This window comes from Chitinophaga sp. CB10, assembly GCA_001870995.2.
In the GTDB taxonomy this organism is placed as follows: domain Bacteria; phylum Bacteroidota; class Bacteroidia; order Chitinophagales; family Chitinophagaceae; genus Chitinophaga.
Genome location: MLAV02000001.1, coordinates 362,457 through 380,683, shown reverse-complemented (window position 1 = coordinate 380,683; position 18,227 = coordinate 362,457). Strand labels below are relative to the sequence as shown.

Below are 18,227 nucleotides of genomic sequence, written 5' to 3'. Positions count from 1 at the left end.
ATACGGAAAAAAGAAATGTTCAGACGGGGCTGCCTTTCGTGCATCCATTCCCTTTACTTTGGCATGTTGGGAATTACTCCTAAATTGTATCCAGAAAATTGATCCTGCATGGGTTTCCTCAAAAATTACAGCCATGTGCTTTGGCTGCTGGGCGGCATCATCGCCGGTAGTATATTGGGATTAGCGCTTGGCAAAAGTGTGACGGTGTTAAAACCCATTGGCGACATCTTCCTGAACCTGCTGTTCACCACCATTATTCCCCTTGTGTTTTTTGCCATTGCCAATGCGATTGCCCAGGTAGATGCCGGCAAAAAGCTGGGAGGGATTCTTGGAGTGATGTCCGTCGTATTTCTCTGCACGCTCCTGATAGCGGCCTTTCTGACAATCGTATGCGTATGGTTGTTTCCTATCCACCAACAGGTGGTATTAACGCATGCGGAAGGCGATATTTCCAACCCCGGCAACATTGGCGAGCAGCTGACGAAGCTGCTGACGGTGGATGAATTTTATGCCCTGCTTTCCCGTAAAAATATGCTGCCTTTCATCATCTTTTCTGTCATCACCGGCTTTGCGGCCATGCGTTCCGGGGAGGCCTGCGCGGGCTTCCGCCAGTTCCTGCATTCCGGCAACGAGGTGATGAAACAGGTCCTGCACGTAATCATGAAAGCGGCGCCCATTGGATTGGGCGCCTACTTTGCTTACCAGGTGGGAACTTTGGGGCCTGAACTATTCGGTACCTATGCGCATTCGCTTGGTATCTACTATGGATTCGGGACGGTGTACTTTTTGGTTGGTTTCAGTTTTTATGCGTTTATAGCCGGTGGCTTCAATGGGGTCAAGCGTTTCTGGAAAAATAATATAGTGCCTTCCCTTACGGCCGTGGGCACCGGCAGCAGTATTGCTACGATACCTGCCAACCTGGAGGCGGTCCCCCGCATGGGTGTGCCCAACGATATTGCGAATGTGGTAGTACCATTGGGCGCAACGCTGCATAAGGATGGTTCCAGTATCAGCTCCATTATCAAAATGGCCGTGGTATTTGGCATGTACGGCAAGGCGTTCGACAATCCGCAAACCATACTGATGGCGCTGGGCGTTACCGTCATTGCCAGCATTGTGGAAGGCGGTATTCCGAACGGCGGCTATGTGGGCGAACTGCTGGTGATGAGCGTGTATGGCTTTCCGCAGGAGGCCCTGCCGGCGCTGATGATTATCGGGACGCTGGTAGATCCGCTGGCAACGATACTGAATGCGACGGGTGATAATGTGGCGGCGATGCTGACGACACGTTTTTTAAGGGGATCGTTGCAGCCGGCGCAGCGTGAATAATTTACCCGGTTGCTGCGTATATGCGCGCCGGTTATTGCCCAGGGAGCCGCCGGGCCGAAAAGCGTATTAATTTAAACCATTGACAAACATCCAGGGAAGGCTGCGTATATACGTACCTGTTATTGGTCAAATAAATCCCCGTTAATATCCCGGAAATTTCCCGCAGCAGCGCTTAATTACTCGCCGCTGACGCCGTAGCCGCCTGCGCCGCCTGTTGCACTGCCAGCTTATCAAACGCCTCGCGCAAATCTTCCAGCAAATCCGCCGTTTCTTCCAGGCCTACTGACAAGCGGATCAGGCTATCGCTAACGCCGGCGGCTCTACGCTTTTCGTCCGGAATGGACTTATGGGTCATAGCCGCAGGATGCGCCACCAGGCTTTTAATACCGCCCAGGCTTTCGGCCAGTTTGAAATATTTAGTAGACGTAACGAATGTAGTGGCAGCGGCAATAGTGTCTTCCCTTAAACTAAAAGAAACAATTCCTCCAAAGCCTTTACTTTGGCGTTTTGCGAGCTCGTGCCCCGGATGGGATTGCAGGCCGGGGTAATACACTTTATCCACCAGGGGATGCTGTTCCAGGAATTCCGCGATGCGTTGCGCATTTTCGTTATGCACGCGGATGCGCAAAGGCAGGGTTTCAATGCCGCGGATGAGCAGGAAGCTGTCGAACGGCGACAATACCGCACCGGTAGCATTTTGATAAAACCTGATCTCCTGTGCCAGCTGCTCGGTTTTACTGATCACCACGCCTGCAATCAGGTCGCTATGGCCGCCGAGGTACTTGGTAGCGCTGTGCACCACGAGGTCCGCCCCCAGTTCCAGCGGCTTTTGCAACACCGGCGACGCGAAGGTATTATCCACACAAAGCAGGATGTTATGGGCTTTGGCGAGCCGCGCTACGGCTTCAATATCAGAAATCTTCAGCGTGGGATTGGTAGGCGTTTCCAGCCATATGAGCCGCGTGGCAGGGGTAACGGCATGGAAGATGGCCGTAACGTCCGTCGTATCCACATAGGTCACCGAGATGCCAAATTTTTTGTACACCTTATCAAATAACCGGAACGCGCCTCCGTAAATATCATCTACGGCAATAATTTCGTCGCCGGATTTCAGCAGTTTCACTACCGCGTCAATGGCTGCCAGGCCGCTGGCGAATGCGGATGCGCCGGCGCCGCCTTCCAATGCGGCGATAATGTTTTCCGCGGTTTCCCGGGTAGGGTTATTACTGCGGGCATAGTCGTATCCTTTGTTTACGCCGGGCGCTTCCTGCACGAACGTAGAGGTTTGGTAAATGGGCACTGCGATAGCGCCGGTTTGCGGATCTACGGGAATGGAATGAATCAGATTGGTGATAGTACTCATGGGAAAAAGTTTTAAAAATGAACAATGCGTTCCGGGGAGGTACTATCAAGTAGGCATGCGGGGGCCTGCAGCTGAGCTTCGTTTGCGCGCAGGCACAAAAAAAACTCATCTGACAGCCAGATGAGTTTTAATATGTTGATTCCGGAGAATACTGTAAAACTTTGAATCTGACTTATCTTCCCTCTTTTCGAGGATGGATGCAGCACCTTTCACGGGTGTGAAGGTTGCTAAGGTATCGTCGGGCCATGTCCCTACTCCTTTCTTGATAAGTAACTTCTTAAAGAACTGATGCAAAGATAAGGCGGAAAATCAAATCTCCAAATTTATTTCCTACAAAATTTGTAGACTATTCTATTTTTCCGCTGCCACCGTATCCCGAATCCCTTGCTGGTAGCTGGTTGGCGTGTAGTTGAAAAATTTTTCAAATTTCCCGGAATTGAAATGATACGGGTAATTGTTCTGGTAGAGCATTTCTACGATCTCTTTTACCGTGGTATCGAACAGGCCTGTTAAGCCCAGCATAAATTTGCCGAGGTTGAAATGTTTCGCCTTTACGCCCATGGCGTCCGCAAACAGCTGCACGTAGGCTTTACCGTCTGGCGCAGGCGCAGCGGTGGGCAGGTGCCAGACCTGGTTCCAGCTATCCGCCTGTTGCGACAATAAGTACATCCCGTGGCCGGCATCCGGCGTGTAGGTGTAGCTATGGGGCATATCGTCCCTGCCGATCCACATAGCGGCGCTTTTCTTCTTAAAGCGTTCCATGATCATGAGGTTCAGGAATCCCGTCTGGTTGGCGTGCGGGCCGTAGAAGTCGGCCGCGCGGGCAATGGTAGCGGTGATATTACCTGCCTTTACCTCCTCCATCAGCTGGGTGGCGATCTTAGCCCGCACCTCTCCTTTTTTGCTGGCGGGATTATAAGGTGTGTTTTCCAGCATCTGCCCTTCTACCAACCCGTAGGCATATACGTTGTCGAAGAACAGGAGTTTGGCGCCGGTGGCCTTGCAGGCGCGGATAACGTTATCCATAATTGCCGGCCAGGCGGTGGACCATACTTTGATATCGTATTTCAATCCTGCGCAAAGCAGGACGACATCGGCGCCCTGCACGGCGCGCAGGGTATCAGCCTCGTTGGTGATGTCCGCAGCAACTAGGTCCGTAATGCCGTGGATGGATTTCGGGTGGCGGCTCACCAGGCGTACCCGGTGGTTGTTGGCAACGAGGTGTTTCGCGGTTTCGTTGGCGATGACGCCGTTGGCTCCCAGGATAGTGTACAAGGGTTGGATAGTTTGCTCCATGCGTGAGTTTTTTTCTCGGAGAGGTAAAGTTAGTGAAAGCGGGGGGATTTCTTGCAAAGGGGGTTGCTCGCAAAGGGGCAGAGGGGGCAAAGAACGCAAAGGATTGTGTTTTGTTTTTTTTGCTCGCAAAGGGGCTAAGGGAGCAAAGAACGCAAAGAATTGTGTTTTGTTTTTTTTTGCTCGCAAAGAAGCGAAGGGAGCAAAGAACGCAAAGGATTGTGTTTTGTTTTTTTTTGCCTCGCAAAGAAGCTAAGGGGGCAAAGAACGCAAAGAATTGTGTTTTGTTTTTTTGGGTTGTAATAGTTTTAAGGAGGTAAGATTTGTGTTTTGTTGTTAGGATCTGTTTATTTAAACACCAAAATGCAAGGTCTTTGCTGCTTATACCCCTCCGCCTCTTATGCTAATAACATCCACGTAGGTCCTTTGCATTCTTTGCCCCTTTGCCTCTTATGCTAACATCCGCACAGATCCTTTGCGTTCTTTGCCCCCTCTGCCCCTTTGCGAGAAATCCCCCGCTCACGGGTCCAGCGGATCCCTGCTATCAGCCTGCAAGGAATTCAAATCCGGCAGATACGATATACTCGTTTCGCTCACGCTCTTCGGCTTTATCATAGGCAGGTAGCCCAGCTCCTGCCGGCAGCGCAGTTCAAATAAACGGGTACTGATATAAGTTAGATGCATCGGGTCCGACACGCACAGCACCCGCTTATCCACCGGCATGCCGGAGCGGAAAATAATCCGGTTGGCGTTGCGGATATTCGTAGTGGTATGCCGCGCATAAGGCTCTGCAATCACAGCGCTGGCAGGCATGCCCAGGCTGTCTACCAGGTACTTTTTCATTTCCAGCGCTTCGGCAAACGGCGTCAGGAAAGGATGCACATGCCCGCCGGATACGATGATAAACGGCGCGAGCCCTTGCCTGAAAGCCGCTACGCCGGCCTTGCAACGGGCCTTGCCGGCATCGCTGATATTGTCCTTATTGCCCGGCCCAGCGCCGAGAATCAGGATAGCCGTGTATTCGAACTTCTTCCAGGGGATGGACTTCACCCTGGCGTAAGCATCTTTATTCAGTTTGGACATGGGTTCATACCGGCCCGCTTCATCATGACGGTTCAGCGTCAGCAGGGCCAATGCCAGGTCCAGTGAAGGTTCGAAGAAGAGGTTGGATTGCAGGTCTTCGGATTGCAGCTTGTCCAGCAAACTGTTTACGCTGGCAAGGTAGTCCGGCGATTTCACCCAGTACGCCGCGGAGTCAATATTCGGATAGCGGAACCCCTTCCCTTTCGTATAGGCTTCCAGGATATAGTTCACGCCTCTGGCAGCGTCCTGCCAGGCCTGCGTCAGGAGGGCCGTATCGCTCATGCGGCTGTACAGCTGAAACAGGCCGCTGTTGCGCATGGCGTGGATCATCGGGCTCATTGCCTCCTGGTGATTGGTCAGCAGTTCGTTTAACCGGTAGCCGATACCTTCCACTTCTTCATTGGAAAACAGAAAGGGGGACACCAGCTCGCTGGCATCCGTCAGGTTTTCCTGCACTGGCCCCGCGAGGCGCTGGCTAAAAGAAGCTGAAATCTTTTGCAGGTAAGGATCCTGGACCACGAGCTTGCGTACGGCAGGCATTTTTTCCATGAGGGTGAACAGGTAAAAGTTCCTGTCCTGAACGGCGCTCGCGCCGGAGAAAAAGCTGTAATGCGGGTCCGGCGGGGCCATCTGGGCCTGCGACGCCAGGGCCGCTACTAAAAAGGATACAGTTAAAAATCTTCTGAAGTAATGCATATTGCAAGATTACAAAGTTTCTTCAGGAATCATAACCAGCTTAAATCAAATTTGTCTGAATCTTAATCTAAGCTTTTTTAATAATACATTTTTTAGCCTAATGCATAAAATCCTTACTGCTAACCTGCTGCAAAACAATAACTTATCTTGAAAATCAGATTACTTTCAACCGCCCAAATCCCTTAATTTTAACCCTAAAATACGATAGCAGCCTAGCGCCAAACCCACGTTCATGCACAATAATCACGAGCGAAAAACATTTGTCCGTTTTGCCGTCCTGATCCTGTTGGTAATGATATTAGTCAGCCTGACCATGCTGCTCTTTTTGCGGAAACGGACTTCGCAACAGCTGAGCAATACCATCCGCGAGATGGGCACGGTCATGATCAGTCCTGTACACCTGGATAAAGCCATGCAATTGTTATACCGCGCGGATAACAACTTCAGATTATATACGGTCACCTGGGATAAAGCGTTTTACAACCGCTACCAGACGGAGCTTCATCAGCTCAGCAGCGAACTGGACACTTTGCTGACAGACAGTACCAGCAACGGCGCCATCCACCGCCTCCTCGCCGGCAAAGCCGCTAAGATGCAGGTATTCATTGCCTGTCGCGCCCAGCTGGACACGCTGCTCGCTATTCAAAACAATTATGAACCTCCCGCTATCCCCCTCCCCGCCCGCATGATGGAGCAGTGGAGCAAGCAGTCGCGAGCCCATACAGATACCGTTGTTACCACCAGCGAAGTAACCACCCGCAGTAAAAAGAAGTTATTGGGGAGATTGAAAGATGCCATTGCGAACAAACCCGCGGTACAACAACAGCGCAGCCAGGTGAACGTCGTACACCACCAACCCGCGGAAAATAATTCCCGCTTGCAGGACCTGCAGGCCGCCTACGATCACCTCCTCAGCGATGCGGCCAAAACCCGGCGCGCTATGAACAATGCAGAGCAGGAACTGGTAGTGGGCAGCACCCGCATTTTTGCGGCGCTGGACTCCCTCCTGCAGGCAGCACGGGAAAATGTGCTGGCAGCCGCCAGCGAGCAGCGACAGGCACAGCAAAACGCCGCCACCGGCGCCGTGCATCGCATCTGGCAGCAGAGCTATTGGGAAATCCCGCTGGTGTTGCTACTGGCAGCGTTGATTGTGTACGGCATCATGCGGCTGTACCGGTACGACCTGGCCCTGCTGCGCAGCCAACAACAGGCGGAGCGCCTGGCGCGGCAGAAGTCCGAGTTTGCCGCCACCATCAGTCACGAGCTGCGGACGCCTATTCATAGCGTGCTGGGCTATACGCAGCAACTGAAGCAGGAATACAAGCCGGAAACGGTATCGGCTATACGCACCAGTGCGGAAATGCTGTTGCAGGTAGTCAATAACGTGCTCGATTATACGAAGATAGAAACGCAGAAACTGGTACTGAAGCAGGAGAAGTTTTCGCCGCGGGCCGCCATTGAGGAAGTCTGCAATGCCCTGCTGGTACAGGCGGAGATGAAGCAGCTCCGCATGACGGTCAGCATCTACTTCCCTACCACTCTCATGGTTTGTGGAGATGCCTTCCGCCTCAAACAGGTGATCACCAACCTGGTGGCCAATGCCATAAAATATACCGACACCGGGAATATCACGATCACCGCTTCTATGCGGCAGACGGATACGGCTGCCAACCTCCTGGAAGTAGCCGTGACGGATACCGGCATCGGCATTCATAACCGCGATCTGCCGCAGCTCTTCGATGCGTTTACACAGGCGGGTACGGCGGAAACCTCGTACAATAAGGCCACCGGCAGCGGCCTTGGGCTGCACATCGCCAAAAAGATTATCGACCTGCACGAAGGCAAGATCTACGTGAAGAGCATTCACGGTAAGGGGTCCACGTTCTTTTTTGAAATTAAATATCCACCGGTGGAGCATACGCCCGCTACGAGGAAGGTAACGGTGCCGGTGAACGTAGGCGACCTGGAACGCCACAGCGCACTCACCAGGATCCTGGTGGTGGAAGACAGCGTGTTGAATCAAAAGTTATTATCGCTGATGCTGGACCGCATGCAGGTACACTACAAAGTGGTGTCCACTGCGGAAGAAGGGTTAACCGCGTTTGATACCTACCGGTTCGATATCGTACTGACCGATATTGACCTGCCGGGCATGGATGGGTTAGCCATGGCGCAGGCGATCAGGAACTGGCCGGACAAGGATAAGGCGGCCGTGACCATTATTGCGATAACCGGGAATGTACTCGAGGAGGACCTGGCGTTGTACCTGCGATCCGGCTTCAGCGATTATCTGGTAAAGCCTTACCGCGAGGAGGATATCCTGGAAAAGCTACAGCTTTTCGGGATGCCGGTATAGCGGACCTCAATCTTTTACGGGCTGCGAAACGAAGCCGTTAATACCGTCGGCAATCATGTTCAGCAGGCCCATGTTCAGGCGATGGCCGTTGATGGTAGCGCCGGGCGCACGCATGTAGCCGTCGTCATCTTTTTCCAGTAAAACTTCTTCTCCGTTTACGTCTACAACAAAGCGTTCATGGTTGTTTGCTCCGGCGGGTTTAACATAGAAGCGGCCGGATGGTGTTTTGATCATAAATGGCTCCATATACTACTATTTTTTAGGGTTATTTAACACAAACGGCAGGCCAGCGCAAATCAGGCCGAAAGAAAGTTGTAGTATTTGTACCAAACGTCTTCAAATTCTTTCTGGGAAAGGATTTCCGCTACCGGGCGCGACTTTCCGTCCAATCCGTCCGGTTGAGGCAATGGTTCCACACTGAGGGCCGTCCCCCCAAAATTAAAGGTACTGTCTGCGATGCCAAAACTACCGTCCGGATAGATTTCGATCTTCCTGCGTTCAAAACGGCTGTCATCCAGTTCACTAAATTGGATTTCTGCCCTGTCCTCTTCCGGGTTTAACCAATATATTTTGACATACTGCATTGAGTATTAGATTTTTTCGAGCTTGCATTCCCATACCTGGTCATGCTGCCGGGGACTTTCGGACACTACCCCTTTTATTTTGTAGGTCGTGCCTTCCTGTTGAATCTGGTCCCCTACCTGGGGCACGCCGTCATCGTTGAACCTCACGGTAGCCATAATGCCGAAGGACTTATAGCTGTTGATTTTAACGATTGCGGCTGAGCGCAGCACTGCAGGGATGGATTTCTTTTTTGAAGAAACTTTATAAATAAAGATAGCTCCGCCAATGGTAGCGATGGTCAGGGTAGCGAGGAATAAAGGATTCACAATATACCAGGTTTAGCAGTTGAAAACGTTGACTTAGGTCCAATCAAATTAAGGATTTTTTGGGAGATTATATGCAAATATTTCCTTAATTCAACGGAACTGCCATCGTTCCTGCATGGGTCGTGCCGGGTTCGGTAAGGTCGTAGCCGGCAGTGGGGCCGCGATTAAACGCGGTGGGGAAATCCTGTGGAAAGGGACCAGAACGCGTTGGCCTGGTATAAACCTGAAGGCTATCAAGCATCCAAAGCAGATAGACTGGTGCATTCCAGAAAGACTGCGAAGCCTCCTAAGACACCTCGACAGGTTCATTCCTGAAACACCATCGAGCATCCCAAAGCACATTGCCGAATTCATTCCGGACAGTCAACGAAGCACCCAAAGACACCTCGCCAGGCTCATTACTGAAACACCATGCAGCATCCCAAAGCACATCGCCTGGTGCATTCCAGAAAGACTGCGAAGCCCCTTAAGACACCTCGACAGGTTCATTCCTGAAACACCACCCAGCATCCCAAAGCACATCGCCTCGTTCATTCCGGAGCGTCAACGAAGCACTCTAAGCCATCCCACCAGGTTCATTCCTCAAACACCAGCCAGCATCCCAAAGCACATCGCCTGGTTCAGTCCGGAGTGACTACGAAGCACTGAAGTCACCTCGCCAGGCTCATTCCTGAAACACCAGCAGCATCCCAAAGCACATTGCCTGGTTCAGTCCGGAGTGACTACGAAGCACCGAAGACACCTCGCCAGGCTCATTACTGAAACACCATGCAGCATCCAATATCACATCGCCTGGTTCATTCCAGAAAGACAGCGAAGCCCCCTAAGGCACCTCGACAGGCTCATTCCTGAAACACCAGCCAGCATCCAAAAGCACATCGCCCGATTCATTCCCGAGCGTCAACGAAGCACCCGAAGACACCTCGCCAGGCTCATTCCTGCAAGCCTGTCTTTCCGCAAAGCACCCGAAAGCACTTCACCTTTTTCCTCTTCAAAGAGCTACCTGTTATACCCCTCTTCCTGCGTTTCCGGCAGATTCCCCAAAGGTATTTTACCCGGTTCATCCCCGAAGAATTGCAGGGGGCTATCGAATTTAAAAGTATATCCCAACATTTTTTTCAACTTTGAATTGGAGACGATTTTATACGAATCGTCATCGGTGGTTTTGCGCCGCGGCCGCATAAAGCCATAGTAGGCAGCGGCGGCCACATGGTAGGTGAATTTCATCGGGTGTGCGCTGGCGCAGGCGTTAAACACCTCATTCCAGATGTCCTTTTCCAGCACCGCATCTATCACGCCAATGCAATCCAACCGGTGAATGAGGTTTAATGGCATATCCTGGCCTTTGGCTTCATTCACCTTGCGCTGGGTGGTTGGCATCCGGTCATAACCTGCCAGCCCGCCAAAACGCAATACTACCGTATCCCAGGCCGTTTCCGCCATCAGGAGCTGCTCCGCCTTGAGCAGCGCCAGCCCGTTAGGCGCATCCGGCAGGCGCGTACATTCCTCCGTTACCTTATCGTTCACATTCGGATAAACGGAAGTAGAGCTGATGAAAATTACTTTGCCGATACGCGTGGTGCGCAGGTGCGCCGCCAGCGTCGTCATCTCCTGCACAAATGCGCCCTCCCCTCTTTGCATACGCGGAGGTACGTCAATGATCAATACATCCGCATCCCAAAATTCCGGATCAGCAGTGATCTTATTTTCCTCCAACTTCACCAGGCATCCCTGTACACCCAGGTTGTTCATTTCTTCCACGCCCGCCATCGTTGTCCGGGAGCCTTTCACACGGTAGCCTTCCGCCTGCAGGTGCAAGGCGAGCGGCTTTCCTACCCAGCCGCAACCCAGGATACTTATAGCGGGGAACTTTGGATTATACATGGTTTGCTTTCTTATCTCCTTTTAATTTTATTCAAATGGTTCCGTTCCGAATCCTGCTACAATTTAAAACTTTTGACACATATGTTTAGTTCAGAAATGCAGGATTTTTTCAACGAATGAATTATATAACGTTTATGAATATACGGGCTTATTGCAGGGCCCATTTCTTCAGTGCCGTGACGAGTAATTTATTGTCTTTTTCACCGCGGCAGGCCACTCTGCAAAAACCGTTGGAAAGTCCTTCGATATTGGACGCATCGCGGATTAAAATGCCGTATTTATCCACCAGCCACGACTTCAATTCCGCAGCCGTGCCGGTCAATGTTTCAAATAAAAAATAATGCGTATATGTTGGATAGACTTTCAACTCCGGAATCGCTTTCAGCTTTTCTCTCAGCTGAAAAGCATCTGCAAGCAGGTTGTCCAGTGGAAATTCAAATATCGCAGGATTTGTAATTAAATAGCTGCCGGCCGCCAATGCCAGCTGGTTGAGGGCCCAGGGCATCTGGTAGGCGCGCACTTTATCCAGCAATGCTTTTTGCCCGGCGATGTATCCGAACCGCAGCCCGGGGAAGCAGGCCGCTTTCGTAGGCGAGCGCAGGATCAGCAAGTTCGGTAACCGGTGCAGATGCGGTATCAGTGAAGTGGTTTCGCGGGTGAACTGAATATAGGCTTCATCTACCACGAAGATATGTTTACGGTTGGCTGCAACCAGCTGCTGTAGCTGCTCCCCGGGGTACACCTGCCCGCCGGGATTATTCGGATTGCAGATGAAAAAAATATCTGAATCGATATGAATGCCATGGTCCACTTTATCCCAGCTGAGGTAGCGCACCTGGTGCCCGAAGAGGCGACTGGCATCAGCGTATTCAGGATACGTAGGCCCTACCACGGTGGTAGTAGCGCCTGCAAAGGCTTGCGCAATCAGGTAAATCCCCTGTGTGGCGCCATCCGTCAGCAGGATGTTATCCGCGCCCAGCTTCAGGTGTTTTTCCATTTGCTGTTGCAGTTGTTCCCCCGCCACCTGCGGGTAATGCCCGATGGTATCGAGCATGCCGGCCAGATGTGATTTCAATTCCGGCCGTAGTCCGCCGTACCAGAGGTTGCTGCTGAAATCAGCTACTATTTTTTTGTTGAGTAGATATGCATCATCCCCATGCCCATGTTTCATAGTATTTAACTCATTGTTTTGCCAATGAACTATAAACAGCCTGCATATCCAGATGTTCACGCATCAGCGCTGCCAATTTATCATACTGCTGCTGCCGGAAGGCGGGATAATCAAAACCGGCGCTGATGTGGCGGCCTACCGTACCAATAACCTGTTTTACGACCACATCATTATCCAGCACGCCGTGGAGGTAGGTACCCCAGCATTTCGGGGAAAGCCAGTAACCGTCGGCACTTCCATCTCCCAAAATATTAACCGGACTGGCAGCAGCAGCGGTAGTTACCCCCATATGGATCTCGTAACCCACGCAGGTACCGGGCATGTCTCTAAATCTGAAGAATTGTTGCTTTGTAGTTTTCACCTGCGCCAGGTGGGTATGAACGGGCAATAGTCCCAACCCGGCAGTTTCTCTTATCTCCCCCTCCACCCCATACGGGTCAGCAATGGTAGCACCCATCATTTGGTAGCCACCGCAAATTCCAATCACGGTTTTACCCGCGGCCGCGGCCTGTAAAACCGCAGCTGCCGCGCCATTGCTGCGAATGGCCATCAGGTCGCCGATGGTATTTTTGCTGCCGGGCAGGATCACGACGTCCGCTTTTACAATATCGGCAGGGTTATCCGTATAAAAGAGGTTAATCTCCTCATATTTTTCCAGGGCATTGAAATCCGTAAAGTTGGACATATGCCGGAGTAATACAACGGCTATGTTTACCTTGTCTGCAGCCAGCCGCCTGTATTTGGTTTGGAGAGAAACGGTATCTTCTTCTTCAATATGAATGTCCCGGAAATAGGGCAATATGCCCGTCACGGGCACGCCGGTTAAACGTTCCAGCTGTTTTCGACCGTCGTCGAACAAGCGGGTATCGCCCCGGAATTTGTTGATGATAATGCCTTTGACCAGCGCCTTCTGCTCCGGCGGCAAGAGGGCCAGCGTACCGTAGATGCTGCCGAAGATGCCGCCCCGGTCGATATCCGCCACGAGGTACACATCCGCCCTGGCGTGCATGGCCATGCGCATGTTCACGATATCCCTGTCCCAGAGGTTGATTTCTGAAATACTGCCGGCGCCTTCCATCACCACCGGGTTAAATTGCGCGGCGAGGCGATCGTAGGCGGCCGTAGCTTCCGCAAACAGGCCATTGTTATAGGCGGTGGTGAAGTACTCTGCCGCGGTGCGATTGCCGGCGGGCTTGCCATGTAGCACCAGCTGGGCCGACACATCGCTGGATGGTTTCAGCAACACGGGATTCATGTCCGTAGTGCAGGGCACGCCCGCGGCTTCCGCCTGTACCGCTTGCGCACGGCCTATTTCAAGGCCATCCGGCGTAGCGAAGCTGTTGAGCGACATATTCTGCGCCTTAAAAGGCGCAGGCTTCCAACCGTCCTGTTTGAAGATCCGGCAGAAGCCTGCTGTAATAACGCTTTTACCTACATCCGAAGCTGTGCCTGCGATCATGATACTTTTCATGCGGCAAAAATAGCGGCTTCGATGTTATGGCTGAAAATACTTTTTGAAAAGGCCGGCCCGGGTAAGGCCTGTATTGATTTGCGCGTCCCTGACTACCATTCGCTGCTGCAAACCGTTGACAAACGTCACCTGCAGGAAAGGCAGCCGGAAGCCTTTGACGGTTTTATAATCGGAGTAATCCGTTAGAATTTCCGGGTTTTCGGATTCCTGCACCGGCAGTTGGACGGTACGGAGTTTCAGGCCGGTGGCCACATCGAAATAGGATTTAAAAACGGTACCGTTGGTAGTGGCGATGCTGATCACATTGGTTTCTTTACCGTCTATCACTGCGATATTTGGCGAGAGTTCCATCTTCACCTCCTGCGGATGCGCGAGGTACCAGGCTTCCGGAAACATCCTGTTCTTTTCCGTTTCCAGCGCTTTTTCTGCCGCGGTCAGCGCTTTCACCTCTCCTTTGCGCTGGAAGTAGACGGAGTCGCCTTCTATCCGCAACACCTGCACGGTTTGGTTGATGATCGGGATATATACTTCCTTGTAGAATTTATCCGGCTGTATGGCCCGCAGGACCACATCCCATTCTGTGCCTTCGGCATCTACCACGGTATTCAGCGAAATATCCTTCAGGGCGGAGAGGTTATTTTGGCCGCTGATGGCCTTCAGGTACTGTTGTAATACGGAGGTGGCTGTAGTACCGGGTTTTACAGGCTTTTGCTCCGCGTCCTGCCAGGTGTTATTCTTCGGGTTGAGGTCCGGCAGCTGCCCTTCCGGATCCAGCTCTACTTTGATGAGTTTGGAAGTGGAGGCGTACGGGAATGTCCAGGTGTCGCCGCGTTGCCAAATTTCCACCGGGAGGTGGAGGGTATCGGTCTTCCCGTTGGCTTCCGTGACAGCCACGATCACCGGCATGGGCAATTGGTTGTAATTGCGGATGGTGATAAGGGCGCCTTTTGCAGGATCGTCGTTACGGTAGGCAACCTTTTCTATCCCCTGGTCCAGCCGCCAGTTGTTGAAGAACCAGCCCCGCCAGAACCAGCTGAGGTCCTCCCCGCTGGCGTTTTCCATGCAGCGGAAGAAGTCGTACGGCGTAGGATGTTTGAATGCCCAGGCGTCGATGTATTTACGGAAGGCGTAATCGAACCGGTCTTTCCCCAGGACGACGTTGCGCAGCAAATGGAGGCCCATAGCAGGTTTGTAATACGCCGCGATGCCGTTGTATCCTAACCCGATCACCTCCGGCGTATTCAGCAGGGCTTCCTCCCTTTCGGAGAACATCATAGGCGCCTGCCGTTGTATGGAAGCTTTCGTATAGTATTCCCCGTTATTGAACGCCTGTGTGGCAATGCTGTTGATGAAGGTATTGAAACCTTCGTCCATCCAGGCGTATTTACGCTCGTTGGAGCCAACGATCATGGGGAACCAGTTGTGGCCGAATTCGTGGTTGGTTACGTTCCACAGGCCGCCGTTGGAGGACCGGTAAGAGCAGAACACGATGCCGGGGTATTCCATCCCTCCGACCATACCGGCTACGTTGGTAGCTACCGGGTACGTGTAGGGATACCATTTTTCGGAATAGTGTTCAATGCAGGCTTTCACGTATTCGGTGGACCTTCCCCAGCCGCTCTTGCCGCTGTTTTCTACGATATAGACGGATTGCGCGAGGGCTTTTTTATTGCCGGGCAGGTTAATGCGGGCAGCGTCCCAGATGAAGGCGGCGGAGGCGGCCCAGGCCACATCCCGGGCGTTTTTGCAGGAGAAGCGCCAGATGCGGGTACCTGTAGCGGTGTTGTTTTTCATCTCGGCGCTGTCGCGGATGAACACCGTTTTATCACTGTTTTTAGCGGCCGTCAGTTGGGAAAGCTCTTTGGCGGATAGCACCTGGGAAGGGTTGGTCAGTTCACCCGAGCCGGCAACTACCATATTGGCCGGCGCGGTGATGTTGTAGGTGAAGTCGCCATATTCCAGGTAGAACTCTCCTGCGCCCAGGTAGGGCAGGTTGTTCCAGCCCAGCACGTCGTCGTACACGGCCATGCGGGGGTACCACTGGGCGATTTCGTACACCCATCCGTTGCGGGACTTCATGCGGCTGGTACGATCGATGCCATACATGGGAATGGCATAGGCATAGTCGATTTTCAGCTGGATGGCGGCCCCGGCTTTCAGCGGCTCGTTGAGTCGCACCTGCAGGCGGGTATCGTTCGTGATGTAATTGGCGTCTCCCCCCTTACCCCCTTGTATTACCTGCACTTGCTTTATTTCAAAACCATTGGTATAGTCCTTATTGGAAAAGCGTTCGTTGCCGCCGGGAATGGTAGCGGTACCGCGGGAGTCCTCGCGGAAATGCTGCTGATCCAGCTGCAGCCACAGGAAGGGCAATGCCTGGGGGCTGTTGTTGTGGTAGGTGATGGTCACGGCGCCGGTGATACGATGGTTAACGGTATCCAGGGTGGCATCGATGTGGTAATCGGCGGCGTTCTGCCAATACCGGGGGCCGGGCGTACCGTCGGCAGCGCGGTATTCGTTACCGTTCGTCGTGTAAAATAAAGGCGCGAATGCCTAGTGTTGGTCATAAGCGGGCGACTGGGCGAAGGCTGCGGCAGTGGCAGCGAGCAGCGCAAGGGTGAGCGGGAATTTCATTGTCATGTAAAGCGGTTGATGATGCTGATTGCTAAATATACGAATCAGCCTACTATTTCCCGCAAAGCGGCATCAGGAATTCCGGCAGGGCAGATAAGCAAGCTGCTGCCGGTGCTGATGCACCGGGCAGTTGCGTTTATGCGGCCTGTTGCGGCTACAGCTTTGCAGGAGTACCGCACAGGTAAGGAGGCGCATTAAACCAGTTTATTGAATTCTTTTTTCACATGGCGGAGCCGGAATGCGAAGAGGATGGCGAGCACGCCGGCCACCCAGAAGGAAGCGGCCACAATGCCGAGTACAGTGGCTACGCCGAGGGCGGGGTTATCCAGGATAAATACGGCGAGCATGATGAGGATGATGCCGCCTACCAGGATCCAGCCCCAGTTGGGAATTTTTTCCATGCTTAACTGGATGGAGAATACAATGAGGCTGATACCCCGGAAGAGGAACCAGAAACCGAGGAAGATGGGGATCACGGCCATGCTGACGGCGGGGTAGATCATGAGGAGGAAGCCCACCACGAGGTCGATAATGCCGGAGGCCAGCGACCATCCCCAACCGTACATATGCCGGCGGTTGCTCACGGCGAAAATAATTTCCGCGATGCCGGACACAAACAGGGTAACGGCGAAGAATATACTAAGCAGGACGTAACTGCTGAAGGGGTTAGAAAAAACCACGAAACCTGCGAGGAGGAAAATGATCCCGTTTACCAGGTACAACCACCAGTATTTTACATTACTTCGGATCGCATTGAAGAGGTTAGACATAAGATAATATTTTAATTAAAACTTGGTTTCCCGATACAACCCTAACACATCTTAATGTAAAATGTTCAGCCGGAGGGTGACCGGATGGCTAAATAGATTAACTTTGCCCAATCTGATTTAAATCATATTTATAACAAATTCTGGAAACTATCTTTGTGAGATGAATAAGGCGATTAAGCAACAAAGAGGCCGACCAAACTGGTGGCATCAAGTAGATTTCCTGGGCATACATTTAGTGCCCTTTTTTGCATTTTTTACCGGCACAACAGCATTTGACTGGATTTTGTGCGCGGCGCTGTATGTAGTGCGTATGTTTTTTGTGACGGCAGGTTATCACCGTTATTTCTCGCATCGCGCATTCAAGACGTCGCGATTCTTCCAGTTCATCCTTGCAGGCGGCGCGCAGAGCAGTTTGCAGAAAGGCGCTTTATGGTGGTCCGCTAATCACCGTATTCACCACAAACACAGCGACACTCCGGAAGATCCTCACTCTGCCAATATCTACGGCATCTGGTATGCGCACATTGGCTGGATCATGGGCCCTGAATACAAGCCTACCCGTTGGGACCTGATCAAGGATCACAAGGCAAAAGAACTCTTCTGGCTGAATAAATGGCATATGATTCCTGCGGTAGTCCTGGCGATTGCCGTGTATTTCGTGGGTAACAAGGTAAACGGTACCGGTTGGTTTGACTGGAGCGCCGGCTTATCCACCCTGTTCATCGGTTTCTTTGCCAGCACTATATTCCTGTACCATGGTACTTTCACCATCAACTCCCTGATGCATAAAATTGGTAAGCAGCGTTATGAAACCGGCGACCAATCCCGCAACAGTGTGTGGCTGGCGCTGATCACCCTGGGCGAAGGATGGCACAATAACCACCACTACTATCAAAGCTCTGCACGCCAGGGTTTCTACTGGTGGGAAATTGACATCTCCTATTATGTGCTCAAAGCCCTCAGCTGGTTTGGTATTGTGTGGGACATCCGCCCGGTACCGGCGAAAGTAAGGGAGAGCAATAAGATCAACAAAGTGAAAGATGGAACTGCTGTGAAGGAAGTAAGAGCATAGTTTCCAAATAACGAATAAATTCAGAGGTCGTCCGGCATGCCGTGACGACCTCTTTTCTTTCTGCTTATTAGACTTGAGGTTAACCTATTAAGACCCTACACGATTAAATCATCCTGCTATAAGATCATGGCAGCATGCGATTGCATTCCCGTAATAATTTTGTTGGCGAAAGGAGTTTGTGAGCAACGCCGTCCTCCGTAATGGCCGGCGAAGAT

Annotated in this window: 15 protein-coding genes and 1 riboswitch; of the genes, 4 read left to right on the top strand and 11 right to left on the bottom strand. The window is 52.1% G+C overall.

Annotated features, from left to right (window positions below):
- The first annotated feature begins 108 nt into the window (after window positions 1-108).
- Window positions 109-1,329 carry a dicarboxylate/amino acid:cation symporter gene (locus tag BOC67_RS01550; RefSeq protein WP_291906548.1) on the top strand — a complete coding sequence of 407 codons (1,221 nt, stop codon included), beginning with the start codon at window positions 109-111 and terminating at the stop codon, window positions 1,327-1,329.
- Window positions 1,330-1,501: 172 nt separating this feature from the next.
- Here the strand turns inward: BOC67_RS01550 and BOC67_RS01545 are convergent, their stop codons facing one another.
- From BOC67_RS01545 to BOC67_RS01535, 3 genes are all read right to left on the bottom strand, one after another.
- Window positions 1,502-2,692: a PLP-dependent aspartate aminotransferase family protein gene (locus BOC67_RS01545; protein WP_291906547.1), complete on the bottom strand. Its 1,191-nt coding sequence runs from the start codon at window positions 2,690-2,692 to the stop codon at window positions 1,502-1,504.
- A gap of 169 nt (window positions 2,693-2,861) precedes the next feature.
- Window positions 2,862-2,964, bottom strand: a riboswitch (SAM riboswitch).
- A 79-nt stretch (window positions 2,965-3,043) separates the two neighbouring features.
- Window positions 3,044-3,988 carry an NAD-dependent epimerase/dehydratase family protein gene (locus tag BOC67_RS01540; RefSeq protein ID WP_291906546.1) on the bottom strand — a complete coding sequence of 315 codons (945 nt, stop codon included), beginning with the start codon at window positions 3,986-3,988 and terminating at the stop codon, window positions 3,044-3,046.
- A 516-nt stretch (window positions 3,989-4,504) separates the two neighbouring features.
- Window positions 4,505-5,764, bottom strand: a complete 1,260-nt coding sequence (locus BOC67_RS01535; protein ID WP_291906545.1) for a YdcF family protein — start codon at window positions 5,762-5,764, stop codon at window positions 4,505-4,507.
- A gap of 232 nt (window positions 5,765-5,996) precedes the next feature.
- On the opposite strand from BOC67_RS01535, the gene BOC67_RS01530 reads away from it, so the two are divergent.
- Entirely contained in the window at window positions 5,997-8,120 is a 2,124-nt protein-coding gene (locus BOC67_RS01530; RefSeq protein ID WP_291906543.1) for an ATP-binding protein, read from the top strand.
- A gap of 6 nt (window positions 8,121-8,126) precedes the next feature.
- Here BOC67_RS01530 and BOC67_RS01525 read toward each other — a convergent pair whose 3' ends face one another.
- The 7 genes from BOC67_RS01525 to BOC67_RS01495 form a co-directional block, all read right to left on the bottom strand.
- Entirely contained in the window at window positions 8,127-8,366 is a 240-nt protein-coding gene (locus BOC67_RS01525; protein ID WP_291906542.1) for a hypothetical protein, read from the bottom strand.
- A 50-nt stretch (window positions 8,367-8,416) separates the two neighbouring features.
- Window positions 8,417-8,704 (bottom strand): hypothetical protein, encoded by a 288-nt coding sequence (locus BOC67_RS01520; protein WP_291906541.1) that lies wholly within the window; start codon window positions 8,702-8,704, stop codon window positions 8,417-8,419.
- A gap of 6 nt (window positions 8,705-8,710) precedes the next feature.
- A complete protein-coding gene (locus BOC67_RS01515; RefSeq protein WP_291906540.1) occupies window positions 8,711-9,010 on the bottom strand; it encodes a hypothetical protein in 300 nt (99 codons plus the stop codon).
- 999 nt (window positions 9,011-10,009) lie between these two features.
- Window positions 10,010-10,894, bottom strand: a complete 885-nt coding sequence (locus BOC67_RS01510) for an SDR family NAD(P)-dependent oxidoreductase (RefSeq protein ID WP_291906537.1) — start codon at window positions 10,892-10,894, stop codon at window positions 10,010-10,012.
- Between the two features lie 148 nt (window positions 10,895-11,042).
- Window positions 11,043-12,065 (bottom strand): aminotransferase class I/II-fold pyridoxal phosphate-dependent enzyme, encoded by a 1,023-nt coding sequence (locus BOC67_RS01505; RefSeq protein WP_291906535.1) that lies wholly within the window; start codon window positions 12,063-12,065, stop codon window positions 11,043-11,045.
- A 10-nt stretch (window positions 12,066-12,075) separates the two neighbouring features.
- Window positions 12,076-13,536, bottom strand: a complete 1,461-nt coding sequence (locus BOC67_RS01500; RefSeq protein ID WP_291906533.1) for a cobyric acid synthase — start codon at window positions 13,534-13,536, stop codon at window positions 12,076-12,078.
- Between the two features lie 24 nt (window positions 13,537-13,560).
- On the bottom strand, window positions 13,561-15,945 hold the full coding sequence (locus BOC67_RS01495; protein WP_291906532.1) for a M1 family metallopeptidase: 2,385 nt from the start codon (window positions 15,943-15,945) through the stop codon (window positions 13,561-13,563).
- Window positions 15,946-16,092: 147 nt separating this feature from the next.
- Here BOC67_RS01495 and BOC67_RS01490 point away from each other — a divergent pair, with 147 nt between their 5' ends.
- Window positions 16,093-16,368 (top strand): hypothetical protein, encoded by a 276-nt coding sequence (locus tag BOC67_RS01490; protein WP_291906530.1) that lies wholly within the window; start codon window positions 16,093-16,095, stop codon window positions 16,366-16,368.
- Here BOC67_RS01490 and BOC67_RS01485 read toward each other — a convergent pair.
- A complete protein-coding gene (locus BOC67_RS01485) occupies window positions 16,365-16,940 on the bottom strand; it encodes an HdeD family acid-resistance protein (RefSeq protein ID WP_291906529.1) in 576 nt (191 codons plus the stop codon). The two genes, BOC67_RS01490 and BOC67_RS01485, sit on opposite strands and share 4 nt — an antisense overlap.
- A 160-nt stretch (window positions 16,941-17,100) precedes the next feature.
- Here BOC67_RS01485 and BOC67_RS01480 point away from each other — a divergent pair, with 160 nt between their 5' ends.
- Window positions 17,101-18,012 (top strand): acyl-CoA desaturase, encoded by a 912-nt coding sequence (locus BOC67_RS01480; RefSeq protein WP_291906528.1) that lies wholly within the window; start codon window positions 17,101-17,103, stop codon window positions 18,010-18,012.
- Window positions 18,013-18,227 lie beyond the last annotated feature (215 nt).